The following is a 24778-nucleotide window of genomic DNA, read 5'->3' on the forward strand; positions in this document are numbered from 1 at the left end:
TGCTGGGGCGGAGCCATGAGACATCACAGGGAGGCGATATGCTCGAGGAACTCGTCGCGTCCTGGGCCGGCATGGTCTGGGAAATCTTCTGGGGCCTGGCACTGGGCTTTCTGCTCTCGGGGGTGATCCGTGCCTGGATTCCCGCCGAGCTGGTGGGCGACAAGCTGGGCCGGGCCACACCGCGCTCGCTGTCGCTGGCCACCGGGGTGGGGGCGCTGTCGTCGAGCTGCTCCTACGCCGCCGCCAGCATGGCGCGCACGCTGATCATGAAGGGGGCGGCCTGGGCCAACGCCATGGCCTTCATGGTCGCCAGCACCAACCTGGTGTTCGAGATCCTGATCGTGCTGTTCTCGCTGCTGGGCCTGGCCTTCGTGCTCGGCGAACTGGTCGGCGGGCTGATCTTCATCGTGGTGATGGCGGTGCTGGTGCGGCTGCTGGTGCCCGACTCGGTGGTCGCCGCCGCCCGCGAGAACGCCGGCCATGATGCCGGCGGTGGCGGGCACGAGCACCACCATGACCATGGCGGTCACGACCACGACCACGATCATGAGGGCCATGAAGGCCACGGCGAGAGCGCCTTCGTCGGCAAGCTGCGCACCGCCGCGTCGCATTTCCACATGGACGTGACGATGGTCGGCAAGGACATCCTGATCGGCGTGACGGTGGCGGCGATCCTCTCGGTACTCGTGCCCGACGAGGTCTGGCGCTCGGTGTTCCTCACCGAGGGCGACAACCCCGGCTTCGGGGTGCTGCTGTGGAACGCCGTGGCCGGCAGCATCATCGCCGTGCTGGCCTTCGTCTGCTCGGTGGGCAACATCGTGCTGGCCGCGGTGCTGTGGAAGGGCGGCATTTCCTTCGGCGGAGTGATCGCCTTCATCCTCTCCGACCTGATCACCCTGCCGATGCTCTCGGTCTACCGGCGCTACTATGGCTGGAAGGCCGCCGGCTGGATGGCGCTGGTGTTCTTCCTGGGGGCGATCGTGACCGCGCTGTGCCTGGACTACGGCTTCGCCCTCCTGGGCTGGCTGCCCGAGGGCGAGCGTCAGGTCAGCCTGGGCCGCGACGTCTTCGGCTGGAACTACGTGACGCTGCTCAACGTGGTGCTGCTGCCCGTGGCACTGGCGGCATTCTTCTGGGGCCGCCGCCAGGGCGGCGGGCATTGCCACTGAACGCCCGGGGCCGGTGGACGGCCCGGCTCGGCCTGCTGCTGGCCGGGCTGCTGGCCATCGGGGGCGCCGGGGCGCAGCCTGACGCTCCGCCTTCGGCGTCTGCCGACGCGTTCGATCACTACACCCTGGCGCTGACCTGGCATCCGGGGTTCTGCGCGAGCCGGCGTTCGCCGCCCAGGGAGTGCCGCGAGCCACGCCTGCGCGAGGCCGCCGGCGAGGGCTTCGTGCTGCACGGGCTGTGGCCGTCGCGTCCGGAGCGGGTCGCCGAGGCCGGCGTGAGCCGCCGGCAGTGGCGGGCCGAGGGCTGCTTCGGCGAGTCGCCACGGCCCGACGGCGGCTTCTGCCGGGCGCATGCGCCCTTCGAGCTGCCCAGGGCGCTTGCCGCGCGGCTCGACCGGGCGATGCCGGGGCGGGCGAGCTGTCTCGATCGCCACGAATACGCCAAGCACGCCGCCTGCCTGGCGATCGCCCCGACCGACTACTTCGCCACGGCACTCGACCTGCTGGCGGCGGTCAACGCCAGCGCCTTCGCCGACTTCGTGGTGATCCACCAGGGCAGTATCGTGGCGCGCAATGACCTGATCGCGGCCTTCGAGGCGGCCTTCGGCGAGGGAAGGGGCCGGGCGTTGCAGCTGGTCTGCGCCGGTCGCGGCAACCGGCGGCTGACCGAGGTGCGCATCGGCATCCGGGCGGCGGCACTGGACGCTTTCCCCGCGGCGGGCAGCCTGGTGGCGTTGCGCCGGGGACGCTGTGCGTCGCGGGTACGGGTGACGGCGGTCCGGGACTGATCAGATCGAGGGGGTCTCGCGGCGGCGGTCATCGAGCAGGGCGCCACGCCGGCGCAGGGCCTGGGCGACGCGGTCATGGGTGGCCGGGTCGAGCGGCCCCAGCGGCGTGTCGATCAGCCGCCGGGTCAGGTTCTCGCCGTTGACCACATCCACCCCCGCTGGCGCCTGTTCGAGGTCGATACGCCAGCCCGGCAGCACCAGCATGCCGCGTACCGGCACGTCGGCGTTGCACTCCCGTGCCAGCCAGTGGCGCATCCACTCCGCCGCCTGGCGCGTCTTGCGCAGCGGCTGGCGCTCGCTCCAGCCGGGAAAGCGCAGGCGCTGGCTCTCCACCGCCACGTCACGCTGCGGTTGGCCGCTGGCGTCCAGCGGAAAGGTGCGGGCCCGGGTCTCGATGACGAAGACGCCATGGGGGGTCAGCGCCACGTGGTCGATGGTGAAGGTCTCGCTGGGAATGTCGTGGAAGACGAAGTAGGGGTGGTCCTCGGGGCGAATCAGGTGCTCCAGCTCCTGGCCCACCGCCAGCTCGCAGGCCAGTCCCAGCTTGAGGCGGCGGATGCGCTGGAAGTCGCGAATCAGCAGCAGGCAGAACAGCAGGACCAGGGCCGAGCAGATCAGGCCATAGACCGCCCACTCCAGCCAGATCGAGGCGTCGGTGACGATCATCCGCCCCATGCCGTAGGTCAGCGGGGCGAGAATCACGATCGGCCCCAGCGCCCCGTTGAGGAACAGCCCGGTGAAGGCGTGGTCGAGGCGATCGCGCAGCGCCTGGCCGGGTTCGCGCAGGGGGTGGGCATCGATCGGCGAGCGAATGCGGGCATCGTGCAGGTTGCGCAGGGCCAGGACGATGGCCGCGGTGGCGCCCAGCGGCGCGAGGAAGATCAACGGAATCAGGTATTCCAGCCAGGGCATCTCAGCCATCCTTGCCACCCGGAAAGACGAGGGCTCATTCTAGCCAAGCCCGGCGTGGCAGGCCATGCGCCGCCAGGCGTGATTTCTTGGCAGAGGTTGCTCATCCGAAGCCTAGTCGTGGGTGCGACGTCAGTCGCGATGCCGGCGCCACCGGGCCGCCGCTGTCGAGGAGGAATCCTCTCCCGCCTGCAGGAGACGCCGGCAGACCGGTCAGCCTGGGCGCCCCCCTCCCGATTAGCCGGGCAGGCCGTCCCGTGAACACCGGGCGGGGTTTTACCGCTAGGCCGAGCGCGCGGTCCCGCTGTAGGCCACCACCCGGTTGCGCCCCTGTACCCGGGCACTGTCCAGCGCCAGCTCGGCCTGCTGCAGCCACTCGCCCGGCCGGTTCAGGGTGGTATGGCATTCGGCCAGGCCGATGCTGAGCGTGCAAGGCAGCAGGCTCTCGCCCTGGACCTCGGGCTCGAGGAAGGCCGCGCGCAGTCCGTCGAGCTGGGTGAGGGCGCGGTCCAGGGGCGTCTCGGCCAGCAGCAGGCCGAAGGTGGTGGCGCCGTGGCGGGCGAGCAGGGCCTCCTCGCCCAGTGTCTCCTGCAGGAAGCGCGCCGTGCGACGCAGGACCTGGTCGCCCATGGCGTGACCGAAGGTGTCGTTGATGCGCTGGAAATGGTCGATCTCCAGCAGCGCCAGGCACAGGGGCGGGCGGCCGCCATCGAAATGGCTCTCGATCACCCGCTCCCAGTGGGCGCGGTTGTAGAGACCGGTGAGGGCATCGGTGCGCCGCTGACGGGTTTCGCGGCGCTTCTGCTCGACCAGCTGACAGGCCTGATGGTAGCTGCGCCAGCCGATCATCAACGGATAGAGCAGCAACAGCGGCAGGGCGCCCAGCAGGGCGAGCGGCGCGGGCAGCAGTTGCCAGTCGGGGGTCGGCCAGATCAGGGCGCCCACGCCGCCGCCGGCCAGCCAGGCCAGGGCGCCGGCGGCCAGCAGGCGGGGGCCGCCGACGGCGAGGGTGCCGAGGTTATAGAGTGCGATCAGCGCCGCGCCGGGGATCGGCGCGAAGTCGACGGCGGCGACCCAGAAGCCGGTCAGCAGGCCGTCGATCAGCAGGCAGTGACGCTCGGTGCGGTGCGGATCGCGCACCCGGGTGGCCAGGTAGCGGGCCAGGTGCGGCCAGCCCAGGCCGTTGAGTCCCAGCAGCACCCACCACGGCCATGCCGGCGGCGCCGCCTGCCAGGCGGCGGCCACGGCGACCATGCCCAGCGCCAGGCCGACTACCCGGGCCGGGTAGAGGCGTCGGGCGAGCGCCTGACGGGGGTGGCGGGAGGACGCGGAGATCGGGAGCATCGGTGACATCCGTTCGCGGCGCTGGTACTTGCCATCAGTGTGTGAGACGTTTTTACCTTGACGCAAAAACTCGCGACTCGCCAGTCGCCACTCGTCGTATGCCCTTGCCCGATCATGCTTTCGCGGCCCCTGAGGTCGCCTCTCCTGCACCGGCCGCGCCACTGGCCGCCCTGCGCGCCTTCATCGAGCGCCATCCCCGGCTGATGGTGCTGACCGGGGCGGGGGTGAGCACCGGCTGCGGCATTCCCGATTACCGTGATGCCAGCGGTGCCTGGAAACGTTCGCCGCCGGTTCGTCACCAGGCGTTCATGGCCAGCCCGGCGACCCGTCAGCGCTACTGGGCGCGCAGCCTGATCGGCTTTCGTGCCATCCAGCAGGCGCGCCCGGGGCCGGCGCACCGGGCGCTGGCCGCGCTCGAGGCGCGCGGTCGGGTCACCGCGCTGGTCACCCAGAACGTCGACGGGCTGCACCAGCGCGCCGGATCACGGCGGGTCATCGATCTGCACGGCCGGGCCGAGATCGTGCGCTGCATGGGATGCGGTGCGCAGCGCATGCGCCACGACCTGCATGCCGAGCTGGCCGGGGCGAACCCGCACTGGCTGTCGCTGGAGGCGAAGGTGGGGCCGGACGGCGACGCCGACCTGGACGGGCTCGACTTCTCGACCTTCCGGGTGCCGGCCTGCCCGCGCTGCGGCGACGGCATCTGGAAGCCCGACGTGGTGTTCTTCGGCGACAGCGTGCCCCGCGCGCGGGTCGCGGCGGCCTTCGCCGCCCTCGAGGCCGCCGATGCGCTGCTCGTGGTCGGCTCCTCGCTGATGGTCCAGTCGGGCTACCGCTTCGCGCGCCAGGCCGCCCGGGCCGGCCAGCCGATCGCCTGCATCAACCGCGGCCGGACCCGCGCCGATGATCTCTACGCCCTGAAGGTCGATGCCCCGGTGGACGCTACCCTGACCGATCTGTTGGCGCCGGGGTGACGCGGCTCCCTTTGGGGGCGGCCGTCAATGCAAGGCGCCCGTGCCGATGGCACGGGCGCGTATCCTGATTCCGCGGTAAACGTCTCAGCGGCTCGGCGGGGCCATGAACTCCGGTCCCACCGGATCGGTAATATGGGTCTCGAGGATACGATCGATCTCGGTCAGGTCGTCCCGGCTCAGTTTCCAGCCGTCGATGGCATCGAGCGGGTCCATCTGATCGGGGCGCCGTCCGCCCCACAGGGCGATGCCGTTGGCGTGGCTGTCGAGCAGCCAGCGCACGGCGAGCTCGAGCACATGCTTGCCGTGCCGCTCGCGGGCCAGCTCGTCGAGTGCGGCGACCGCCGCCAGATACTGATCGAAGCGCGGCTGCTGGAACTTGGGGTCGGACTGGCGCAGGTCGTCGCCCTGGAAGTGGACGTCACGGGACATCCTGCCGCTCAGCAGGCCGCGACACAGCGCGCCATAGGTGAGCATGGCCAGGTTCTCGCGCTCGGCGTAGGGGATGATGTCGCGCTCGGCCTCGCGCTCGAAGAGGTTGAGCGGCGGCTGAACGGTGTGCAGTGGCGCGACCTCGCGAAATGCCCGGCACTGTTCGGGCGAGAAGTTGCTGACGCCGATGGCGCGGATCTTGCCGGCCTGATGGAGCCGCTGCAGGGCGCCGGCGGTCTCCTCCATGGGCGTCTTCGGGTCCGGCCAGTGCACCTGATAGATATCGAGGGTGTCGGTGCGCAGTCGGCGCAGCGAGTCCTCGACCTCCTGCTCGATGCGACGCGCCGTGGCGTTGCGCACCACCCCGTCGATGCCGTCGCCCCATTCCAGCGCCACCTTGGTGGCGAGCACCACGTCGTTGCGTCGTCCGCCGTCGGCGAGTGCCTTGCCGACGACTTCCTCGGCATGACCGAAGCCATAGGCCGGGGCGGTATCGATCAGCGTGACGCCCTTGTCGAGCGCGGCATGAATGGTGCGGATCGCCTGGTCATCGTCGGTGCCGCCCCATTGCTTGCCGCCCATCGCCCAGGTGCCGAGGCCGATGCGCGTCGGAGTCAGGTCGGTGCCGGGAATGCGGAGGGTTTCCATGCGTGTCTCCCTGTGACGGTGTCCCTGAATGCCCTCAGGCTGGGTCGCGAGGCCGGGTTTGGCAAGTACCGAGTCGGCCTCGTGACATCAGGGCCGGGAGACGGGGGCCACCGGCACCTCGATACGCCCCGGAGAGGCCGCATCGCCGGTGAGCACGGGAACCGGTTTGGGCGAAGTGTAGAGCAGCCGTCCGTCGGCGCGGATCGCCGCGCTCAGCACGTAGCGCCGCCCGCCCTCGATGGCGTTGTCGTCGTAGCGCAGCACCACCGGAATCGGCCCGCCGCCGAGCCGCGTGTAGGTGGCCTCGGCCACTGTGGCCGCCTTGGCGCCGGCCTCGCGCAGGGTAACCGTGAGTTCGGCATTGCGCGGCAGCGCCAGGGGCTGGTCGCTGACGATGCGGGCCTCGAGGTTGGCGAAGCGCGGTGTCAGGGCGCAGGCGGTCAAGGCGAGCAGCACGGCGCCGGTGGCGAGAAGGCGGGACAGCGAGCCGGACGAGCGGGGCATGGGCATCTCCGAAGGCGGTGGAAACGGCAGTGCGGGGGCGTGGCGGCGCTCAGCCGCCGGCCAGCTTGACGGTATAGCCCCGCGACTCGAGCTCGGCCTTGAGGCTCTGGCGATGATCGCCCTGGATCTCGATCACGCCGTCCTTGACCGCGCCGCCGGTGCCGCAGCGCTTCTTGAGCGACTTGGCCAGGGCCTTGAGCTCGTCCTGGACCAGCGGCACCCCGCTCACGGTGGTCACGCCCTTGCCCTTGCGACCGCTGGTCTCGCGGCGGATGCGCACGATGCCGTCGAGGGTGGCGAGACGCGCGGCCTCGGCGTCATCGGCACAGCGGCACTCGGCGATGGGCTGTCGGCAGTCGGGGCAGGTCTCGCCATGCTCGGTGGAGTAGACGAGACCGCGCAGCTGGTCCTGGAGGGAGGCCATGCGGCGGCTCCTGTTGGCGGCGATGGATGAGTCTCGATGATAGCGCAGGAGCGCCGACGCGGCGATCGCCGCGCCGGCAAGGCATGCAGCGCCCTATCGGGCCAGGGCCGCCGGCGGCTCGAGGTGCGCGGCCAGGCCGGCGAGCAGGCCGGGGAGCTCGCGCATGTCGTGCATGGCGATCGCCCCCGGCGGGGTGACTTCGGTCTCGGGGAAGCGGTTGATGTGGATGACGTGCATCCCGGCGCCCAGGCCGGCGGCGACCCCCACGGCGGCATCATCGATGACCACGCAGCGCGACGGCTCGTGGCCCATGCCCAGGGCGGCGTGACGGAACAGGCCCGGATCGGGCTTCCAGCAGTTCAGGGTGTAGCCGCTGTAGAGCCGGTCGCCGAAGTGCGGGCGCAGCCGGGTACTGTCGAGGGCGTTGCGGATCTTGTGCTCGGGCCCGTTGGAGGCCACGCAGCGCGGATGGTGCGCCAGCCGCTCGAGGGTTTCGCGGACGTGGGGGATGGGCTGGAGTTCGCTGGCCATGCGCCGGGCCAGGGTGGCGCGCATCTCGGCCTCGGTGGCGGCGCGGACGCCGGGGTCGAGGGTGCCGTGGCGGCGTTCCAGCTCGGCGACGATGGTCATGAAGCGGACGCCGCGGAACTCCTCCATGTATTGCCGGGCAACGAAGGGCAGGCCGGCACGGTTGAGCGCATCGGCCATGACTTCCGCGAGGAGCGGCTCGCTGTCCACCAGGGTGCCATCGCAGTCAAACAGCAGACAGAGGGGTTGGTGCATGGGTCGTGTCTCTTGCGGCCAGCCCTGGCGTGGGGCTCTTGTCTCCATTATCGGCAGGGACGGCGCGCGGTTGAGCATGAGGTTGCGGACTTAAAGAACGCTGTTTCTTAATACTCTAGCTCATCGTGACGCATTTGTCGCCCCGCGGGCCGCCGACGCCCCGTCGCAGCGCGCGGGGTCGTCGTGCGGCATCTCGCCAGGCGTGTCGTCGGCGTGCATGACGACCCGGTTGCGGCCCTGGCGCTTGGCGTTATAGGCCGCGAGATCGGCGTCGTGGATCAGGCGGTCGATGTCGACGGCCCGGCTTTCCGTCGCCCGGTAGCCGGCGACCCCGATGCTGGCGGTCAGGTTCAGCGGCGGGATCGTCGCGTCGGGCAGTCGCAGGGGCGTGGCGGCGATCGTCGCGCGGATGTGTTCGGCAACCTGGCTCGCCTGGGTGGACGCAGTGCCCGGCAGCAGGAGCACGAACTCCTCGCCGCCGTAGCGGGCCAGCAGGTCGCCGGGTCGGCGACACTGCTGCAGCCGTTCGGCCACCCGGGCGATGGCCGTGTCGCCGGCGCGATGACCGAAGGTGTCGTTGATCCGCTTGAAGTGGTCGATGTCGATGAACAGCAGGCTCACCGGCTGCCCGTGGCGGCGGTGGCGCCTCAGGCGTCGCAGGCCCTCGTGTAGGAAGTGGCGACGGTTGGCCAGGCCGGTGAGGCTGTCGGTGACGGCCTGGTGTTCCATGCGGCAGCGGTAGCGATACAGTTGCCAGTAGAGGTACTCGACGAAGCCGCGCAACGCCAGCACGGGCGCCAGGCTGACCAGCATGTAGGCCAGGTAGACCCGGCGATCGAAGTCATCGTAGCCGCCCAGCCAGGCGACCGGCAGGGGGAACAGCGTGATCGCCGAGAGCACCAGGATCGACAGGCGCAGCGACTGGCCGAGCAGCAGGAAGGGCACGAAGATGAAGAAGTACAGGAAGCCGCCCATGCCGTAGGCTCGGCCGTGCTCGAACAGGCTGAGGACGTCCAGGAAGCTGGCCTCGACGAACAGCGGTACCGCCAGGGTGGCGACGCGCGATCGTCCGCTATGCAGGCCGTGGTGCGTGGCCAGCGCCCAGAGCAGGACCGCGCCGGCCTCGGTCAGCCGGTGGCCGATGGCGTCGCCGGCGTGGTCGGCGTCGAGGGCGAAGTCCCAGCCGATCGTGCACAGCACGAAGACCGCGGTGAGGCCCAGCGAGCCCACCGTGAACCGCGTGTAGTCGCGCGCCTTGGCCCGGCGGTAGTCGACGTCGCCCTGGGCGCGCCAGAGCGCCGCCAGGCGGCGAGCGTACTCACCGGGGCGCGCGGTATCGGCCGGCAGCCCGCAAGAGCGCATGAGGGGTTCCCCGCTGTGGGTCCACGTGAGGAGGTCTCCGGGACGTTATTGTCATGGCCACGGCAATGCGTCGCGATGTCGAGTATAGCGCAGGCTGTCCAGAGCAAGGTCGGCCGAAAGGATGATGTCAGTCATGCCGAGCGTCCCAGGCGGCCGCGTTGACCAGGCTGATCGGTCGCTCGCCACGCAGCGCCCGGGCGATGTTGTCGACCGCCCGCTGGGCCATGGCATCGCGGGTCTCGACGGTCGCCGAGCCGATGTGCGGCAGCGCGACCACGTTGGCCATGCGCGGCAGCGGCGAGTCGCCCGGCAGCGGTTCCTGCGCGAAGACGTCCAGGCCCGCGGCGCGAATCTCGCCGGCCTCGAGGGCGGCGACCAGGGCCGGTTCGTCGACCACCTTGCCGCGGGCGATGTTGATGAAGATCGCGCTCGGCTTCATGCGCGCGAACTGCGCGGCGCCGAACAGCCGGGTGGTCTCGGCGGTCAGCGGCACGGTGACACAGACGAAGTCGGCCTCGGCGAGCAGTTCGTCGAGCTCGCGGCGTCGCGCGCCGAGTTCGCGCTCCAGCTCGGGCTTGGGCGAGGCGTTGGAGTAGAGCACCGGCATGCCGAAGCCCAGGGCGCCGCGCCGCGCCACGGCGGCGCCGATGCGTCCCAGGCCGACCATGCCCAGGGTCTTGCCGTGCACGTCGCTGCCGAACTGCGCCTCGCCGATGCTCGCCTGCCAGTCGCCGCGCTTGACGAAGTCGGCCAGCTCCACGACCCGCCGGGCGGTGGCCATGATCAGCGCGAAGCCGGTGTCGGCGGTGGTCTCGGTGAGCACGTCCGGGGTGTTGCACAGCAGGATGTCGCGGCGGGTCAGCTCGTCGATCGGGTAGTTGTCGACGCCCACCGAGATGCTGGCGATGGCTTCCAGGTGCGGGGCCTCGTCGAGCAGCGCCGGGGTGATCGGCAGGCCGGCGCCGACCAGCCCGTGGGCCTCGCGCAGGGCCTCGCGGAAGGCCGGGTCGTCGGGCGAGTCGAGTTCGGGAAAGTAGTCGACATGGAAGTGCTCGCTGAGCTGTTCCAGGTGATGCTGCTTGAGACGGCGAAAGGCGGTGATGCGTTTCTTCATGGTGGCTCCGGGCCTGGGGGTCGGGAAGGGCGTTCACGCCTGCGTCGGCAGTGTGGCTGCCTGGCGGCGCCCCGGCGTGCCCTTCAGGGTATCGCATGTTCCGCGTTCGTCGCCCCCGTGCTGTTCCGGGGCCCGGTGGCCTGCCGCCTGCCGGGCAGGCGGCAGGCCAGTCTCAGGCTTCGACGTCGATGTTGTGGCCCAGGGAGCCCTGGGGGCGCGGGCTGCGCTGAACGCCGTCGTCCTGGTCGCCGTCGTTGTCGGGCCTGGCGGCCGGCTGGGGCTGGGATGCCGTCTGAGCCTGGGCCGCCTGCTGGAGGAGCGCGTGATTGGCTGCGCCGATATTCATGAGAGCTGTCCTGTGTTGCGTGATGAATGTTGGCGTTGCCGCCGACCGTTAGCATGCTCGCCGTGTCTTAACGCAACATTAGACGTCGTGAATGGGGCGCCGCCGCGGGGCTCTCAGTCCACCAGCGGCGGCAACTCGCCCTCGAGCTCGGCGAGTCGAGCGCGATGGGGCAGGCCTTCCATGTCGCCGCGCACCTGCACCGCCCGGGCGCCGATCAGGTTGCCGCGGCGCACCGCGGCCCGCGGGGAGAGCCCGTCGAGCAGGGCGCTGACCACCCCCACGGCGAAGCCGTCCCCGGCGCCCACGGTGTCGACCACCTCGGCGACCGGGAAGCCCTCGACGGTAAAGCTCCGCTGGGCATCGCGATAGTAGCCGCCCTCGGGGCCCAGCTTGATGATCACCGCCCGGGCGCCGCGATCGAGGTAGAAGCCGGCGATGTCGTGGGCGGAGTCCAGCCCGGTCAGCCGCCGCCCTTCGGCGAGGCCGGGCAGCACCCAGTCGGCGCGGCTCGCCAGCGCGTTGAGCGTATCGCGCATCTCGGCTTCGCTTGCCCACAGGCCGGGTCGCAGGTTGGGGTCGAACGAGATACCGGCGCCGGCGGCGCGGGCCCGCTCGAGCATGTGGAAGGCCAGCTCGCGGGCCGAGGCCGACAGGGCGGGCGGGATGCCGGTGGCATGCAGGTGGCGGGCGGTAGTGAAGTCCACCGACTGCGCGTCCGCGAGCGAGAGAAAGCTGGCGGCGCTGCCGCGGCGCAGGTACTCGACATGCGGATCGGAGCCGTCGTCGACACGCGCCTTGAACACCAGGCCGGTCGCGTGGTCGGGATCGCGTGTCAGGTGGCGGCAGTCCAGCCCTTCGGCCTCCAGGGTGCGGCGGATGCAGGTGCCGAAGCTGTCGTCGCCGACCCGGCTCAGCCAGCCGACATGGAAGCCCAGCCGCGCCAGGCCGATGGCGACGTTGGTGTCGGCGCCGGCGATGCCGCGCCGGAAGCGTTCTACCCCGGCCAGGTCGCCGGGCGTCTCGGCGACGAACAGCGTCATCGCCTCGCCGAAGGTGAGAATCTCGGGAGGGGTGGAGCGGGAAGTCATCATGGGTCCTCGGCGGCCGGCTGGCGCTGCGTGCGACCCGCCGGTCCGGGGCCCGCTGTCGGCCCGGCCGCGGGGTGAAGGGCGGACGTGGAGGCGGCGGCGGCCGGTGGCGGCGGTCGTGTGGAAACGGTAAGCGTTTCCATCGTAGGCGGCGAGGCGCGAAGGCAACAATCCGCGGCCGACTAGACATTCGTCGCATGCCGGTCCCGGCCCGGTCGGCGCGAAGCCCGGCATGCAGCGGTTTCCGGAAGGCTGCCGGCCGGGCCGAGGCCGCGGCTCGTTTGACGCCGGTCAACGGCTGGCGAATAATTGCTTAGCCTTCTCAGGTTATGCCTGCTTCGATTGTAACCGGTGCGCGACGCGGCGCGCCGGTCCAGGCCGAAGGCGTGCGCTGTTACCCGTCGTGAGCAGCGCCTCTCCCGCTGTCAGCCACCAAGGACACGTCATGAACGCAATCTGGATCGCCGTTTTCGGCGTCGTGTGTTTCGTGATGGGCTTTCGATTCTATTCGAAGTTCATCGCCGAACGCATCTATCGCCTCGACCCCGACTTCCAGACGCCCGCGCACACCTACCGCGACGGCGTCGACTATGTGCCCACCAACAAGTGGATCCTGTGGGGCCACCACTTCACCTCGGTGGCCGGTGCCGCGCCCATCGTCGGCCCCGCCATCGCCATCTACTGGGGCTGGCTGCCGGCCATCCTCTGGGTGGTGCTGGGCACGGTCTTCGCCGCCGGCGTGCACGACTTCGGCGCCATCGTGCTGTCGAGCCGCCACAAGGGCCACTCGATCGGCACCCTGGCCAACCGGCTCATCGGCCAGCGCGCCAAGCTGCTGTTCCTGTTCATCATTCTGATCCTGGTGCTGATGATCAACGCGGTCTTCGCGTGGGTCATCGCCAAGCTGTTCATCACCTTCCCGTCGAGCGTGCTCTCGGTGTTCATCCAGATCCCGCTGGCGGTATGGATCGGCTATCGCGTCTACCGGCATTCGGGCTCGATGCTGCTGCCCTCGGTGGTGGCGCTGGTGGTCATGTACGGCGCGGCGCTGCTGGCCAGCGAGGTTCCGGCCCTGCAGATCGACCTGGTGAGCTGGTTCGGCGGTGCGGACGCGCCGGTCGTCGGCGGCTTCGACGGCACCTCGATGGCCTTCCTGGTGTGGATCGTGGTGCTGATGGTCTACGTCTATGTCGCCTCCACCCTGCCGGTCTGGAAGCTGCTGCAGCCGCGTGACTACATCAACTCCCACCAGCTGGTCGTCGGCCTGGCGCTGCTCTACCTGGGCCTGCTGTTCGGGGCGCCGGCGATGACCGCGCCGGCGGTCAACGGCGAGGCCGACATCAGCTGGTATCCGCTGCTGTTCATCACCATCGCCTGCGGGGCGATCTCCGGCTTCCACGGCCTGGTCGGCTCGGGCACCACCTCCAAGCAGCTCGACAAGGAAACCGACGCCCGGCTGATCGGCTACGGCGGCGCGCTCGGCGAGGGCATGCTGGCCATGGTGGCGATCATCGCCGTGGGCACGCTGTTCGCCAGCGGCGCCGACTTCACCGCCACTTACTCCAGCTTCGCGGCGGCCGGCTCCAGCGGCCTGGGCTCGTTCGTCAAGGGCGCCGGCCAGCTGGCGGCCAACCTGGGCATTCCGCCGCAGATGGGCTCCACGCTGGTGGCGGTGATCGTGGTCAGCTTCGCGGCCACCACCCTGGACACGGCGGTGCGCCTGATGCGCTACATCATCGCCGAGCTGGGCACCGAGTACGGCATGCCGGTGCTGGCCCGCAAGCACGTGGCGACCAGCATCGCCGTGGTCTCCAGCGCGGCGCTGGTGATCCTGCCGGAAGGCCCCAACGGCTTCGGCTCCGGCGGCTACCTGCTGTGGCCGCTGTTCGGTACCAGCAATCAGCTGCTGGCGGGCATCACCCTGATGCTGGTGTCGGTATGGCTCAAGCGCCAGGGCCGGCCGGTGGTGTTCACCCTGGCACCGATGCTGTTCCTGCTGGTCATGACCCTGTGGGCGATGGGGCAGCAGGTGATCTTCACCTGGTCCGGCTTCGGGGATGCCCCGCGCAACCTGCTGCTGTTCAGCTTCGGCAGCCTGATCCTGGTCTTCACGCTGTGGATCCTGCTGGAGGCGTCGCGCAGCTTCCGTCAGGGGGCCGGCGAACGTCTGGATGCGTTGAGCGATGAGCCGCGCTGATCGTGACGACAACGCGCCCGCCGGCTGGCGGGCGCGGATCGGCCGGGTCATCCAGGGCTACGATGCGGTGCTGAGCCTGCCGCATCGCCAGGAGATCGCCCGCGAGCTGCAGGACGAGGAGGACCTGTTCATGCTGCTGTGCTTCTGCGACATGATGGGCATCCCCAACCCCGTCAGCGACATGACCCTCGAGCTCTACCCCTACATGCTCGAGCGTTTCCACGAGTGGCACCGGCGTCAGGGCATTCCGCGTTCGCCGCTGGACAGCTTCCGCTGCTGCTAGCCGCCCTGCCACCCGACGAGGAGTTCCCATGGCCAAGAGCCTGTTCTTCGGCGGCAAGGGCGGGGTCGGCAAGACCAGCTGCGCCACTGCCTATGCGCTGAACTGCGCGGCGGCGGGGCAGAAGACCCTGCTGGTCTCCACCGATCCCGCCCATAATCTGGCCGATCTGTTCGGTCGGGCGCCGGGGGCCACCCCGACGCGCATGCGCCCCGACCTCGATGTGGTCGAGCTCGATCCCGACCGCGAGACGCAGCGCTATCTCGATCAGGTCAAGGAGACGATCCGCCCGCTGGTCAGCGGTGAGCGCAGCACCACGGTGTTCCGCCAGCTGGATCTGGCGCGTCATGCGCCGGGCACCGAGGAGGCGGCACTGTTCGATGCCCTGGTCGGGCTACTGCTCGAGACCGGCCGGGACTACGACCGGCTGATCTTCGACACCGCTCCCGGCGGCCACACCGTGCGTCTGCTGGCGCTGCCCGAGATCATGGGCGCCTGGGTCGACGGCCTGATGCAGCGCCGGCGCAAGGTGCGCAGTGACTACAAGGCGTGGCTGGGCGACGGCGAGGTGGTCGACGATCCGATCCAGGAGGCGCTGATGCGTCGTCGCGGGCGCCTGGCCGCGGCCCGCGAGCACCTGACCTGCGCCGCGCACTCGGCGGTGGTGCTGGTCGCCAATCCCGAGCGGTTGCCGACCCTGGAGACGGCCCGTACCCGCGAGCTGCTCGAGTCCCACGGCCTGCACGTCGGTGCGCTGGTAGTCAACAAGTGCCTGCCGGAAGACGTCGACAGCACCTGGCTGGCCAACTGGCGCGACGAGCAGCGTCCATGGCGCGAGCAGCTCGCCGCCACCTTCACCGATCGGCCGGTGCTCGAGATCGGCCACCAGCCGCACGCCCCGGCGTCCTGTGACGACCTGCAACCGCTGAGCGATGCCCTGCAGGGGCTGGCCCCCTGGCAGGATCACGACTGAACACCCGTTCGCCCGATGCACCGAGGCCCCGCCACCTGGCGGGGCCTCGCTGTTTCGGGGCGCCGTCACGGCGCGGTGTGGCTCCGTTCAGGCGTCGGCGACGAACACCGTGCGCACGTTGAGGAACTCGCCGAAGCCGTACTCGCTCTGCTCGCGGCCGTAGCCGCTGCGCTTGACGCCGCCGAAGGGCAGCTCGGCGAAGGGCGTGGTGGGGCGGTTGACGAAGCTCATGCCCACGTCGAGACGACGGGCCACCGCCTCGGCGCGCGCGAGGTCCTGGCCGACCACGGTGCCGCCCAGGCCGTAGGGGCTGTGGTTGGCCAGTTCGATGGCGTGCTCGACGTTGTCGGCGGTGATCACCGCGGCGACCGGGCCGAACAGCTCCTCGTCGAAGGCCGGGTTGCCCGGGGCGACGTTGGTCAGCACGGTCGGCGCGTACCAGGCACCGGAGCGCTCGAGAACCTGGCCGCCGGTCTCGATCTGGGCGCCGTGCTGCACTGCGCGCTTGACCTGGTCGTGGAGGTCGTCGCGCAGGTCCTTGCGCGACATCGGGCCGATGTCGGTGTCCTCGTCGAGCGGGTTGCCGATGCGCAGCTTCTGGACCTGGTCGACGAGGCGCTCGGTGAAGCGCTCGACCATCGACTCGACCACGATCAGGCGCTTGGAGGCCGCGCAGCTCTGGCCGGTGTTGTCGAAGCGCCCGTTGATGGCAATCTCCACGGCCTTGTCGACATCGGCGTCGTCGAGCACGATCAGCGGGTCGATGCCGCCGAGCTCGAGCACGCTGGGCTTGATCAGCTCACCAGCCTGCCTGGCCACGGCGCGGCCGGCTTCCTCGCTGCCGGTCAGCGTGACCCCGCAGACGATCGGGTCGCGCAGGATGCCCTCGATCGCGCTGGACGAGACCGGCAGCCAGGTGAAGGTGCCTTCCTCGAAGCCGGCGTCGTGGAACAGCTGGGTGATCAGCTTGGCGCTGCCGGGGACATTGGAGGCGTGCTTGAGCAGGCAGGCGTTGCCGCCGGCGAGGTTGGGCGCGGCGAAGCGCACCACCTGATAGAGCGGGTAGTTCCAGGGCATGATGCCGAGCACCGCGCCCATCGGGTCGCGGACCACCTCGGCCTTTTGCGCGCCGGGCACCTGCTTGGGCTTGGGGGCCATGAATTCCTCGGCATGATCGGCGTAGAAGCGCACGATCGCCGCCGAGATTTTCGTCTCGGCGATCACGCCGGAGAACTTCTTGCCCATCTCCCGGCAGATCACCTCGCCGATGTCGGCCTGGCGCTGCTCGATCAGGTCGGCGACGGCATGGAGCTTCCTGGCGCGCTCGGCGACCGTCAGCCGGCGCAGTTCGTCGTAGCCGCGGCGCGTGGCGTCCAGCTTGTCGCGGACGCCCTGTTCGTCGAGCATCTCGTGCTGCCCGATGACCTCATCGGTGGCCGGGTTGACGGCGGTGAGGGTATTGCGGCTCATCACGTTCTCCTTGGTGACGTGCGTGAATGCATCCTTTCTCGCGTCCTCAGTGTAGACAGTGGCGACGGGCCCGATAGCCTTCAAGGGCGTGGCAGGCGGGAGCGGTTTCGGGCAAAGTCCGTACACGGGCCCGGCGATCCGGGCGAGGCGACGTATCACAAGGAGGCGTGATGACGAGACGATTCGGCGGGCGGCGGTTGGGCGACCTTCTGCTGGGCCTCGGATTGCTGGTGCTGAGCGGGCTGATGAGCGGTGGCGCGCTGGCGGCGACGGGCGGTGATGACTGCGATCGGCTGGTGCGCCCCGGGGAAAGCCTGCAGGACGCGATCGACGGGCTGCCCGACAGCGGTGCGCCGCAGACCGTGTGCCTGGCGGCGGGAGACTTCCGCCTCCAGGACATGGTCACGGTCGAGCGTGACCACGTGACCCTGCGCGGTCAGGGCGCCCAGGCCACCCGCCTGAGTCTGGTGGAGGGCGTGGTCAGCCCGGTGCTGGTGCTCGGCGAGGCGCGTCGGCAGGTACCGGGCAGGCCGATTCAGGATGTCACGGTCAGCGATCTGGCGATTCGCGGCAGTGGTGCCGGCGGTCCGGAGTTCCGCGAGGACCTGCCCTACCTCAGCAACAGCGCGCTGATCGTGCGGCGCGGCAACGGCGTCACCCTGCGTCGGCTGGACATCCGCGACTGTCGCAGCGCCTGCCTGCTGACCGAGTACCACAGCCGTGACGTGACCATCGAGGACAATCACCTGGCCGGGGCCCAGTGGGACGGCCTGTCGCTCAATCGGGCGGGGGCCACGCGGGTCGTCGGCAACACCATCGAGCACAACGTCGCCGCGGGCATTACCGTCGAATACCTGCGCGATGGCGAGGTCATCGACAACCGGCTCCTCGACAACGGTTCCCACGGGATCTACCTGGCGGATGCCGAACACAATGTGTTCCGTGACAACCTGTTCCGCGGCAATCGCCAGGCCGGGGTGTTCCTGACCTGCTCGATTCGTCACCGCAACCCGGTGGAGTGCTGGGAGGACAGCTTCAGCCGCGACAACGTCTTCCGCAACAACCGCTTCGTCGACAACGGCCACGGCTTCCAGGTCTCGCTGGACGATGCCGCCAACTGCCGCGGCTTCGACACCCCGCCCAATCTCTCGCAGGGCGATACCTTCCACAACAGCCCCAACGACGAGCCGTCGTGGGAGCGCTATGGGCACTGCATTCGCTACGACGGCAGCCGGGAGGCCGCGCCGGATGGGTGAGGGAGGCCCTCGGACGCGTCAGGAGCGCCGCGGCGGGCGCGCCGTCAGGCGCCGGGAGTTGGCCATGGTGCGTCGGTGCAGCGGGTGCAGGATCCGCTGGCTGGATTCCCACCAGCAGGGCAGGCGGCCAGTGCAGGCATCCACCCAGGTCTCGTGCCAGACGGCGGCCAGCTCGACCCCGGCCTCCCACTTCTCGGTCACCATGCGCTGGTTCTCGTCCAGCAACGGCAGGCTGGTCGGTGGCTGGGTCAGCCACAGCTGCTGGCGCAGGGCGATCGTGGCCAGGGCGCTGGCCCAGGTTTCGGCGGCCATGACACCCGCTCGCCAGGGAGCAAGCGAGGGCGCGCGGTCGATCGGGAACAGGGGGGCTGGCATGAACGAGTACCTGGTTGGCGGGTGGCCTTTATGGCCGATGATACCGCAATGGCCGGCTGCTGGCTGGGGGCATCGCGCAGACTCGGCTAGGCTGGAGGCGGAAACGGCCGCTGCAGTGCGCGGTCGTCGCCCACTGTCACGGAAGGAGTGAGCGTCATGAGAGAGAGCACCCTGTGGTCGCTGATCAGCGCGGGAACGGCGATCGCCGCCGGTATCGCGGTACGCAACGGGACCCGCAAGGTCTACGAACGGAAGGTCGGCAAGGCGCCGCTCGACCCCTACGAGCGCGACGTGCGCTGGCGTGACGCCCTGGTGTGGGGAGCCGCATCCGGCATCCTGGTGGGGGTGGCGCGGGTGGCGGGGCGTCGGCTGGGCAGCGAGGCGCTGCATCGGGCGCAGCGTCGCCGGCGCTCGCGGTCGCTGCCGCGACGCCCGCTGGACGGCACGGCGGGGCCCCTCGGTGGCCGGGGCGGTCGGGACTGACGGTCGATCGGGCCGGCTCATGGGGCGAACAGCGCCACCAGCCAGTCGATGAAGACCCGCAGCCGCGGCGTCAGGTGGCGATGGTGGGGGTAGAGGATGGTCATCGGCAGGGGCGGCAGGCGATGGTCGGGCAGCAGTTCCACCAGGGTGCCTGCCGCGAGCTGGCGCGAGACGTGGTAACGCGGCACCTGGATGATTCCGTAGCCCGCTTCGCAGGCCGCCACATAGGCCTCGCCGTGGTTGACCGCCAGGTCGGCCGGCAGGTCCAGGGGCTGTTCGCGTCCCGCCACCGGAAAGGCCAGCGGGTCCGGCCGCCCGGTGGTGGGGGACTGGTAGGCGACGCAGCGATGCCCCGCCAGCTGCTCCAGCGAGGTGGGGCGGCCGTGACGGGCCACGTAGGCGGCACTGGCGCAGGTCACCTGCTCCAGGGGCGGCAGGGGGCGGGCCACCAGCGTCGAATCCTTGAGCTCACCGATGCGCACCACGCAGTCCACTCCCTCGGCCACCAGGTCGACCCGCCGGTCGCCGCTGCCGACCTCGAGCTGGATCTCCGGGTAGCGGGCGTGGAAGTCGGGCAGCGCGGGCAGCACCACCAGCCGGCTCAGCGAGGCCGGCAGGTCGATGCGCAGCCGCCCCCGCGGGCGATGCGCCGCCTGGGCGAGGGCTCCCTCGGCCTCCTCGATCTGGAGCAGGATCTCGCGGCAGTGGCGATAGTAGGAGTCCCCGTCCAGGGTCGGGCTCACCTGACGCGTGGTACGCTGCAGCAGACGCACCCCGAGATGGCTCTCGAGCCGCTTGATCAGCATGCTGGCCGAGGCGCGGGACATGTCGAGCTGCTCCGCCGCCCGGGTGAAGCTGCCCAGCTCCACGACCCGGGTGAACAGCTGCATCGCCTGAAGTCGGTCCATGACCGGGATCGCCCTCGCTGCATTCAATATTGTTCATTGAGGCTGAACAGTATTGTCACGCCAGGGGTATTTATCAACGACAGTGCGCCCAATAGGCTGAGGTCGAACCGCATGGGACCCTCGTGGCCGGCAGGCCGGACTCCCCGATACCTCGGAGCGCGCGATGTTGCACAAGGACCTTTCCCTGTCGGCCCTGACGGCCGGCTTCCTGGCGGTGCTGGTCTCCTATTCCGGCCCGCTGATCATCTTCTTCCAGGCCGCCCAGAGCGCCGACATCTCGCCGGCGATGATGACCTCCTGGGTCTGGGCGATCTCGATCGGCGCGGCGATCTCGGGCATCGGGCTGAGCCTGTGGCTCAAGGTTCCGGTGGTCACCGCCTGGTCGGCGCCGGGTACCGCGCTGCTGGTCACGCTGTTTCCCGGGATCTCCCTCAACGAGGCGGTCGGCGCCTATCTCACCGCCGCCGTGCTCCTGCTGCTGATCGGGCTCAGCGGCGGCTTCGACCGGCTGCTGCGGCTCATCCCCCGCGGCCTCGCCGGGGCGATGATGGCCGGGATCCTGTTCCGCTTCGGGGTCGGCATCTTCGACGCGGTGGCGTCGGCGCCGGCCCTGGCGCTGGGCATGGTCGCTGCCTACCTGGTGCTCAAGCGCCTGTGCCCGCGTTATTCCCTGGTGCTGCTGCTGGGGGTCGGCATTGCCCTGTCGGCCGCCCTGGAGGGCGCCAGCCTGGACGGCGTGAGCCTGTCGCTGGCCTCGCCCACGCTGATCGTTCCGGCGTGGTCCTGGCATGCCACCCTGAGCCTGGCGCTGCCGCTGGTGCTGGTCAGTCTCACCGGCCAGTTCCTGCCGGGCATGACCATCATGCGCAACGCCGGCTACACTACGCCGGCGCGTCCGATCATCACGGTCACCGGGCTGACCTCGCTGGCCACCGCCTGCTTCGGAGGCATCACCACCGTGATCGCGGCGATCACCGCGGCGCTGTGCACCAGCCCGGAGGCCCATGACGACCACGACAAGCGCTATGTGGCCGGGGTCGCCAACGGCGTCTTCTACCTGATCGGCGGGACCCTGGCGGGCACCATCGTGGCGCTGTTCACCGCGCTGCCCGGCACCTTCATCGCCGTGCTGGCGGGGCTGGCCCTGGTGGGCGCCATCGGCAGCAATCTCGAGACGGCGGTCACCGCCGGCGACCATCGCGAGGCCTCGCTGCTCACCTTCCTGGCCACCGCCTCGGGGATGTCCTTCCTGGGGTTGAGCTCGGCCTTCTGGGGCGTGGTGATCGGCGGCGCCGCCTATCTGGTGCTGCACAAGTCCTGGCGGGCCCCGGCTCGCCAGCCCCTGCCCCGGGCCGAGCGCTCGACAGGCTCATGATTTACGCTGAACCCCCCAGCAGATGACCACTCAGCAAGAGGAGAGCATCATGAACCGGATCGTATTCATCACCGGCGCGACGTCAGGCTTCGGTCGCGCCTGCGCCTGGCGTTTCGCCGAGGCCGGCTGGTCGCTGGTGCTGACCGGGCGCCGGGAAGAACGGCTGACCGAGCTGCAGGCGCAGCTGAAGGACAAGGTGCCGGTGCACACGGCGGTCCTCGACGTGCGCGACAGCCAGGCGGTCAAGCAGGTGGTCGGCGCACTGCCCGAGGCGTTCCGCGACGTCACCTGCCTGGTCAACAACGCGGGCCTGGCACTGGCTCCGCAGCCCGCCCAGGCGGTGGACCTCGATGACTGGCAGACCATGATCGACACCAATGTCAGCGGCCTGGTCAACGTCACCCATGCGCTGCTGCCGACCCTGATCGGGCAGGGCGCCGGTGCCAGCATCATCAACCTGGGCTCGGTGGCCGCCGACACGCCCTATCCGGGCAACCATGTCTATGGCGCCACCAAGGCCTTCGTCCGCCAGTTCAGCTACAATCTGCGCTGCGACCTGCTGGGCACCGGGGTGCGGGTCACCGACATCGCGCCGGGCCTGGCCGAGACGGAGTTCACCCTGGTGCGTACCGGCGGCGACCGGGCGACCCACGACAAGCTCTACGGCTCGACCACGCCGCTGACGGCCGAGGACATCGCCGAGCAGATCTTCCATGTCGCCACCCTGCCCGCGCACGTCAACATCAACCGCCTGGAGGTGATGCCGGTCCGCCAGGCCTGGGGCGGGTTCGCCATCGACCGCGACTGAGGCAGTGCCGGGCTTGCGCGCGAGCGTCTCCCGCTGGGCGGGAGGCGCTTTAGACTAAAGTCTAAATCTTTGGCATACTGTCGGCATACATCACCGACAGAGGCTCCTGCATGACCGCCCAGACCGCCACCGCTTCCCGTCCGTCCCTGGCCCGCCGCTTCGGGCGCTCGGCCTATCGCCTGCTCGAGCGCCTGACCGAGAGCGCCTATGAAGGCTACCGCCGCCAGCTGATGGGCCTCTACGGCATCGACTGATGCCGGTGCGTCGCGCCGCTACGGCGGCGCCTGCCTTTCCCCTTCCTGCCTTCTCGCTTTCTTCCTTTTCAGGGCTTTTCCCGACCTGGCTCGACACCTTCGTGTCGTTGGCTAGATCCAGCCCAGCAGCTGCCACCATAGATAATCCAGCGGCCACAGCAGCACCAGGCTGATGGCGGCCATGATCAGGCATACCCGTGCCGCGTCGCGCAGGCGCAGTCCCGCCGCCAGCAGTCCGACCACCAGCGGCGGCCCCTGGTAGGGCAGCAGCACCGTGGAGAAGCCCACCACCTGGGTCATGGCGACCGCATCCGGCGACCAGCCGGTGATCGCGGCCAGTTCCGTCGCCATGGGCGTCAGGATCGCCGGCACGCCGGGCAGGGTGACGAAGGTCCCCAGCGTCATGGCCAGGCCGCTGAGCAGGCCGAAGGTCGCGGCATCGCCGGTATCGGACAGCGGCAGCACGGCGAGCAGGGAGTGGGCGACCCGTTCGCCCAGCCCGCTGTGATGGGCCAGCGCGCCCAGGCTGACGATGCCGGCGACGTAGATCAGCGGCTCGACGTTCAGCGACTTCAGCGGCCTGTCGGCCATCAGGCCACTGCCCGGGAACAGGCAGACCAGGGCGATCGCCAGGCCGATCCAGGCCGGCGAGATGCCGTGCCAGGCGTCGCTGAGCCACAGCGCCACGGCCAGCAGCAGCAGCAGGCCCAGGCGGCGTTCCGGGCGGCTCAGCGGCGTGCGGCCGTTTGTGGCCCTGTCGGGCGCCGCGGCGCTGGGCGCGGGGGCGCGGTCGGGATAGAGCCTGAGCATCACGATGACCAGCAGCACGGTCTTCAGGGCGCCGAGCACCGGGAAGTGCAGCAGCAGATAGCTGCTGTAGGTGGGTGGCTCGCCGAGCACCGCCTCGACGGCCCCCATCAGCACGTTGTTGGGGACGTTGGCCGGCAGGATGGCATAGGTGGGCAGGAAGGTGCCCAGGATGCCGCCGAGGATGACGCCGGTCCGGCCCGGGCGGCCTTCCTGATAGCCCAGATGGTCGGCCAGGGTGATCAGGATCGGTACCAGCAGTACCACGCGCCCCATGCCCGAGGGCATGACGAAGGCCATGGCCAGACCCAGCGCCACCACGCCGCTCACCGCGCCGGCGTAGGACCCCTGCAGATGCGGGCCGACCCGGGCCGCCACGGTGGCGCCCAGGCCGGTGTGCTGGATCGCCGCGCCGATCGCCAGCCCGGAGAACACCAGCCAGGTCGCCGCCGAGGCGAAACCGGCGAAGACCGTGTCGGGCGGGGCGACGCCGGCGACGGTACACAGCGTGAAGAAGGCCAGGGCGGTCAGCCACTGCGGCAGCCAGCCGGTTGCCCACAGCGCGATCGCCAGCACGATGACGCTCGCCGCCCGGACCATGTCGGAGGCGCCGGGCGCCAGCAGCAGGAACGCCCCCACCGCGACGATGGCGGTCAGGCTGACGAGGTGGCGAGGCGACAGGCGGGAGGGCTCGGCGGACATGGCGGCTCCGGTGGCGGCGATGAAGGGCGCAGAGTCTAGCAGGCGAACCGCCGCCGCGGCACCTCGTCAGGGGCGTCGCGCGTCGTGTCCTGTGCGTGGCGCCGGCCACAGCTCGAGCAGCGCCGCGGCGATCACCAGCAGCGCCCCCAGACCGGTCCGCAGGCCGAAGGGCTCGCCGGCGAGCAGCGCCGCGGAGAGCACGCCGATGAGCACCTCGCTCATCAGCAGGATTCCCAGGCGCGCCGGCTCCAGGCGGCTCGTGGCCCACAGCAGGGCGCTCAGCGACAGCGCCCACCACAGCCCGCCGGCGGCCAGGGCCCAGCCGATCAGCGCGGGCCATTCGGAGGCCGCCGGGAGGGGCGGCCGGGAGGGCAGCCAGAGCGCCAGCGCCCCGGCGGCCAGCGTCGCCCCCGCGCAGAACACGGCATTGCCCGCCAGCGCGCCGGTGGTCTCGCCGCGCAGGCGAATGCCGGTCGAGGCGAGCGCCCACAGCAGGCCCGACGCCAGCCCCAGCCAGTCGCCCACCCCGCGGGGCCACGGCAGCGCGCCGTCGTCGCCGAGCACCAGCACCAGGCCGGCGAGGCCCACGCCGATGGCCGCGTAGCGGGGCCAGGGCGTCGGCCAGCCCAGCCCCAGCCGCGCGATCAGCGTGCTCCATACCGGCGTCAGGTAGAACAGCAGGATCACGTTGGCGACCCGACCGTGGACCAGGCCGATCGAGTACATGACGAAGGCCGCGCCGCCGAGCGCGATCGCCGCCAGCGACAGCGGGTCGGCGGCGCGCAGGCGGCGACGATGGACCACCGCGAAGGGGGTCAGCAGCAGCGTCGCCAGGGCGACGATCAGCAGCGATCCCCAGGCGCCGGGAAGCAGGCCGTCCAGGCGTCGCACCGGGATCCAGTAGAGCCCCCAGAGGGCCCCGGTGAGGATGACGATCAGGCTGGCCAGGGCGGTCTGTCGGCGAAGGCTCATCGGCACGCCTCATGACGTTGCGGCGAAAACGGGGCG

At 70.4% G+C, this 24778-nt stretch carries 26 protein-coding genes; 11 read left to right on the top strand and 15 right to left on the bottom strand.

All coding sequences use genetic code 11. From position 1 onward, the window contains the following. Positions 1–38: 38 nt before the first annotated feature. Entirely contained in the window at positions 39–1169 is a 1131-nt protein-coding gene (locus G7A98_RS04020) for a permease (RefSeq protein ID WP_163648200.1), read from the top strand. After that, positions 1160–1957 (top strand): ribonuclease I, encoded by a 798-nt coding sequence (locus tag G7A98_RS04025; RefSeq protein WP_163648201.1) that lies wholly within the window; start codon positions 1160–1162, stop codon positions 1955–1957. Before G7A98_RS04020 ends, G7A98_RS04025 begins: the two co-directional genes overlap by 10 nt. Here G7A98_RS04025 and G7A98_RS04030 read toward each other — a convergent pair whose 3' ends face one another. Together G7A98_RS04030 and G7A98_RS04035 are read right to left on the bottom strand one after the other, a co-directional pair. After that, positions 1958–2869 carry a nuclease-related domain-containing protein gene (locus tag G7A98_RS04030; protein WP_163648202.1) on the bottom strand — a complete coding sequence of 304 codons (912 nt, stop codon included), beginning with the start codon at positions 2867–2869 and terminating at the stop codon, positions 1958–1960. It abuts the gene before it with no gap. 279 nt (positions 2870–3148) lie between these two features. Then, entirely contained in the window at positions 3149–4210 is a 1062-nt protein-coding gene (locus G7A98_RS04035) for a sensor domain-containing diguanylate cyclase (RefSeq protein WP_163648203.1), read from the bottom strand. Between the two features lie 161 nt (positions 4211–4371). Between G7A98_RS04035 and G7A98_RS04040 the strand changes: the two genes are divergently transcribed. After that, positions 4372–5184 carry an NAD-dependent protein deacetylase gene (locus tag G7A98_RS04040; protein ID WP_240464674.1) on the top strand — a complete coding sequence of 271 codons (813 nt, stop codon included), beginning with the start codon at positions 4372–4374 and terminating at the stop codon, positions 5182–5184. Positions 5185–5268: 84 nt separating this feature from the next. Here G7A98_RS04040 and G7A98_RS04045 read toward each other — a convergent pair whose 3' ends face one another. The 8 genes from G7A98_RS04045 to G7A98_RS04080 form a co-directional block, all read right to left on the bottom strand. Beyond that, a complete protein-coding gene (locus G7A98_RS04045) occupies positions 5269–6261 on the bottom strand; it encodes an aldo/keto reductase (RefSeq protein ID WP_163648205.1) in 993 nt (330 codons plus the stop codon). A gap of 87 nt (positions 6262–6348) precedes the next feature. Next, positions 6349–6765: a YbaY family lipoprotein gene (locus G7A98_RS04050; RefSeq protein ID WP_163648206.1), complete on the bottom strand. Its 417-nt coding sequence runs from the start codon at positions 6763–6765 to the stop codon at positions 6349–6351. 49 nt (positions 6766–6814) lie between these two features. After that, positions 6815–7189, bottom strand: a complete 375-nt coding sequence (locus tag G7A98_RS04055) for a translation initiation factor Sui1 (RefSeq protein WP_163648207.1) — start codon at positions 7187–7189, stop codon at positions 6815–6817. Between the two features lie 93 nt (positions 7190–7282). After that, entirely contained in the window at positions 7283–7972 is a 690-nt protein-coding gene (locus G7A98_RS04060; RefSeq protein ID WP_163648208.1) for an HAD-IA family hydrolase, read from the bottom strand. Between the two features lie 120 nt (positions 7973–8092). Continuing rightward, complete coding sequence (locus G7A98_RS04065; RefSeq protein WP_163648209.1) at positions 8093–9334, bottom strand: GGDEF domain-containing protein; 1242 nt, start codon at positions 9332–9334, stop codon at positions 8093–8095. Between the two features lie 127 nt (positions 9335–9461). Next, positions 9462–10448: a D-glycerate dehydrogenase gene (locus tag G7A98_RS04070; protein WP_163648210.1), complete on the bottom strand. Its 987-nt coding sequence runs from the start codon at positions 10446–10448 to the stop codon at positions 9462–9464. A gap of 172 nt (positions 10449–10620) precedes the next feature. Next, positions 10621–10794 (bottom strand): hypothetical protein, encoded by a 174-nt coding sequence (locus G7A98_RS04075; RefSeq protein WP_163648211.1) that lies wholly within the window; start codon positions 10792–10794, stop codon positions 10621–10623. 113 nt (positions 10795–10907) lie between these two features. Continuing rightward, positions 10908–11885 carry a sugar kinase gene (locus tag G7A98_RS04080; protein WP_163648212.1) on the bottom strand — a complete coding sequence of 326 codons (978 nt, stop codon included), beginning with the start codon at positions 11883–11885 and terminating at the stop codon, positions 10908–10910. Between the two features lie 442 nt (positions 11886–12327). Here G7A98_RS04080 and G7A98_RS04085 point away from each other — a divergent pair, with 442 nt between their 5' ends. From G7A98_RS04085 to G7A98_RS04095, 3 genes are read left to right on the top strand one after another with little or no spacing between them, the layout of a single operon-like run. Beyond that, positions 12328–14079, top strand: a complete 1752-nt coding sequence (locus G7A98_RS04085) for a carbon starvation protein A (protein ID WP_163648213.1) — start codon at positions 12328–12330, stop codon at positions 14077–14079. After that, a complete protein-coding gene (locus tag G7A98_RS04090) occupies positions 14066–14362 on the top strand; it encodes a cory-CC-star protein (protein WP_051907307.1) in 297 nt (98 codons plus the stop codon). The genes G7A98_RS04085 and G7A98_RS04090 overlap by 14 nt, the downstream gene beginning before the upstream one ends. A 28-nt stretch (positions 14363–14390) precedes the next feature. Continuing rightward, positions 14391–15332, top strand: coding sequence for a TRC40/GET3/ArsA family transport-energizing ATPase (locus tag G7A98_RS04095; RefSeq protein WP_163648214.1), 942 nt, complete (start codon positions 14391–14393; stop codon positions 15330–15332). A gap of 87 nt (positions 15333–15419) precedes the next feature. Here the strand turns inward: G7A98_RS04095 and G7A98_RS04100 are convergent, their stop codons facing one another. Then, positions 15420–16802: an NAD-dependent succinate-semialdehyde dehydrogenase gene (locus G7A98_RS04100; RefSeq protein ID WP_163648215.1), complete on the bottom strand. Its 1383-nt coding sequence runs from the start codon at positions 16800–16802 to the stop codon at positions 15420–15422. Between the two features lie 170 nt (positions 16803–16972). On the opposite strand from G7A98_RS04100, the gene G7A98_RS04105 reads away from it, so the two are divergent. Further along, positions 16973–18058, top strand: a complete 1086-nt coding sequence (locus G7A98_RS04105; RefSeq protein ID WP_163648216.1) for a right-handed parallel beta-helix repeat-containing protein — start codon at positions 16973–16975, stop codon at positions 18056–18058. 18 nt (positions 18059–18076) lie between these two features. Here G7A98_RS04105 and G7A98_RS04110 read toward each other — a convergent pair whose 3' ends face one another. Beyond that, positions 18077–18370: a hypothetical protein gene (locus G7A98_RS04110; RefSeq protein WP_224420572.1), complete on the bottom strand. Its 294-nt coding sequence runs from the start codon at positions 18368–18370 to the stop codon at positions 18077–18079. 219 nt (positions 18371–18589) lie between these two features. Here G7A98_RS04110 and G7A98_RS04115 point away from each other — a divergent pair, with 219 nt between their 5' ends. Then, entirely contained in the window at positions 18590–18916 is a 327-nt protein-coding gene (locus tag G7A98_RS04115; RefSeq protein WP_163648218.1) for a DUF4235 domain-containing protein, read from the top strand. Positions 18917–18933: 17 nt separating this feature from the next. On the opposite strand, the gene G7A98_RS04120 is transcribed toward G7A98_RS04115, so the two are convergent. Beyond that, positions 18934–19824 (bottom strand): LysR family transcriptional regulator, encoded by an 891-nt coding sequence (locus G7A98_RS04120; protein ID WP_163648219.1) that lies wholly within the window; start codon positions 19822–19824, stop codon positions 18934–18936. 163 nt (positions 19825–19987) lie between these two features. On the opposite strand from G7A98_RS04120, the gene G7A98_RS04125 reads away from it, so the two are divergent. The 3 genes from G7A98_RS04125 to G7A98_RS04135 all read left to right on the top strand — a co-directional run bounded on the left by G7A98_RS04125 (position 19988) and on the right by G7A98_RS04135 (position 22261). Next, on the top strand, positions 19988–21199 hold the full coding sequence (locus G7A98_RS04125) for a benzoate/H(+) symporter BenE family transporter (protein WP_163648220.1): 1212 nt from the start codon (positions 19988–19990) through the stop codon (positions 21197–21199). 49 nt (positions 21200–21248) lie between these two features. After that, entirely contained in the window at positions 21249–22007 is a 759-nt protein-coding gene (locus G7A98_RS04130; RefSeq protein ID WP_163648221.1) for an SDR family NAD(P)-dependent oxidoreductase, read from the top strand. A 110-nt stretch (positions 22008–22117) separates the two neighbouring features. Further along, positions 22118–22261, top strand: coding sequence for a hypothetical protein (locus G7A98_RS04135; protein ID WP_163648222.1), 144 nt, complete (start codon positions 22118–22120; stop codon positions 22259–22261). A 111-nt stretch (positions 22262–22372) separates the two neighbouring features. Here G7A98_RS04135 and G7A98_RS04140 read toward each other — a convergent pair whose 3' ends face one another. Then, complete coding sequence (locus G7A98_RS04140) at positions 22373–23770, bottom strand: SLC13 family permease (protein ID WP_163648223.1); 1398 nt, start codon at positions 23768–23770, stop codon at positions 22373–22375. 66 nt (positions 23771–23836) lie between these two features. Next, complete coding sequence (locus G7A98_RS04145) at positions 23837–24742, bottom strand: DMT family transporter (protein WP_163648224.1); 906 nt, start codon at positions 24740–24742, stop codon at positions 23837–23839. Positions 24743–24778 lie beyond the last annotated feature (36 nt).

Origin of the sequence: Modicisalibacter sp. 'Wilcox', assembly GCF_010993675.1 — a bacterium.
GTDB lineage: Bacteria > Pseudomonadota > Gammaproteobacteria > Pseudomonadales > Halomonadaceae > Modicisalibacter > Modicisalibacter tunisiensis.

What these genes read in the sequence shown, in the direction of transcription:
- G7A98_RS04020 (WP_163648200.1), top strand. Translation starts at nt 39, where the DNA reads ATGCTCGAGGAACTCGTCGCGTCCTGGGCCGGCATGGTCTGGGAAATC.
- G7A98_RS04030 (WP_163648202.1), bottom strand. Translation starts at nt 2,869, where the DNA reads ATGCCCTGGCTGGAATACCTGATTCCGTTGATCTTCCTCGCGCCGCTG.
- G7A98_RS04035 (WP_163648203.1), bottom strand. Translation starts at nt 4,210, where the DNA reads ATGCTCCCGATCTCCGCGTCCTCCCGCCACCCCCGTCAGGCGCTCGCC.
- G7A98_RS04045 (WP_163648205.1), bottom strand. Translation starts at nt 6,261, where the DNA reads ATGGAAACCCTCCGCATTCCCGGCACCGACCTGACTCCGACGCGCATC.
- G7A98_RS04050 (WP_163648206.1), bottom strand. Translation starts at nt 6,765, where the DNA reads ATGCCCCGCTCGTCCGGCTCGCTGTCCCGCCTTCTCGCCACCGGCGCC.
- G7A98_RS04055 (WP_163648207.1), bottom strand. Translation starts at nt 7,189, where the DNA reads ATGGCCTCCCTCCAGGACCAGCTGCGCGGTCTCGTCTACTCCACCGAG.
- G7A98_RS04060 (WP_163648208.1), bottom strand. Translation starts at nt 7,972, where the DNA reads ATGCACCAACCCCTCTGTCTGCTGTTTGACTGCGATGGCACCCTGGTG.
- G7A98_RS04065 (WP_163648209.1), bottom strand. Translation starts at nt 9,334, where the DNA reads ATGCGCTCTTGCGGGCTGCCGGCCGATACCGCGCGCCCCGGTGAGTAC.
- G7A98_RS04070 (WP_163648210.1), bottom strand. Translation starts at nt 10,448, where the DNA reads ATGAAGAAACGCATCACCGCCTTTCGCCGTCTCAAGCAGCATCACCTG.
- G7A98_RS04075 (WP_163648211.1), bottom strand. Translation starts at nt 10,794, where the DNA reads ATGAATATCGGCGCAGCCAATCACGCGCTCCTCCAGCAGGCGGCCCAG.
- G7A98_RS04080 (WP_163648212.1), bottom strand. Translation starts at nt 11,885, where the DNA reads ATGATGACTTCCCGCTCCACCCCTCCCGAGATTCTCACCTTCGGCGAG.
- G7A98_RS04085 (WP_163648213.1), top strand. Translation starts at nt 12,328, where the DNA reads ATGAACGCAATCTGGATCGCCGTTTTCGGCGTCGTGTGTTTCGTGATG.
- G7A98_RS04090 (WP_051907307.1), top strand. Translation starts at nt 14,066, where the DNA reads ATGAGCCGCGCTGATCGTGACGACAACGCGCCCGCCGGCTGGCGGGCG.
- G7A98_RS04095 (WP_163648214.1), top strand. Translation starts at nt 14,391, where the DNA reads ATGGCCAAGAGCCTGTTCTTCGGCGGCAAGGGCGGGGTCGGCAAGACC.
- G7A98_RS04100 (WP_163648215.1), bottom strand. Translation starts at nt 16,802, where the DNA reads ATGAGCCGCAATACCCTCACCGCCGTCAACCCGGCCACCGATGAGGTC.
- G7A98_RS04105 (WP_163648216.1), top strand. Translation starts at nt 16,973, where the DNA reads ATGACGAGACGATTCGGCGGGCGGCGGTTGGGCGACCTTCTGCTGGGC.
- G7A98_RS04110 (WP_224420572.1), bottom strand. Translation starts at nt 18,370, where the DNA reads ATGGCCGCCGAAACCTGGGCCAGCGCCCTGGCCACGATCGCCCTGCGC.
- G7A98_RS04115 (WP_163648218.1), top strand. Translation starts at nt 18,590, where the DNA reads ATGAGAGAGAGCACCCTGTGGTCGCTGATCAGCGCGGGAACGGCGATC.
- G7A98_RS04120 (WP_163648219.1), bottom strand. Translation starts at nt 19,824, where the DNA reads ATGGACCGACTTCAGGCGATGCAGCTGTTCACCCGGGTCGTGGAGCTG.
- G7A98_RS04125 (WP_163648220.1), top strand. Translation starts at nt 19,988, where the DNA reads ATGTTGCACAAGGACCTTTCCCTGTCGGCCCTGACGGCCGGCTTCCTG.
- G7A98_RS04130 (WP_163648221.1), top strand. Translation starts at nt 21,249, where the DNA reads ATGAACCGGATCGTATTCATCACCGGCGCGACGTCAGGCTTCGGTCGC.
- G7A98_RS04135 (WP_163648222.1), top strand. Translation starts at nt 22,118, where the DNA reads ATGACCGCCCAGACCGCCACCGCTTCCCGTCCGTCCCTGGCCCGCCGC.
- G7A98_RS04140 (WP_163648223.1), bottom strand. Translation starts at nt 23,770, where the DNA reads ATGTCCGCCGAGCCCTCCCGCCTGTCGCCTCGCCACCTCGTCAGCCTG.
- G7A98_RS04145 (WP_163648224.1), bottom strand. Translation starts at nt 24,742, where the DNA reads ATGAGCCTTCGCCGACAGACCGCCCTGGCCAGCCTGATCGTCATCCTC.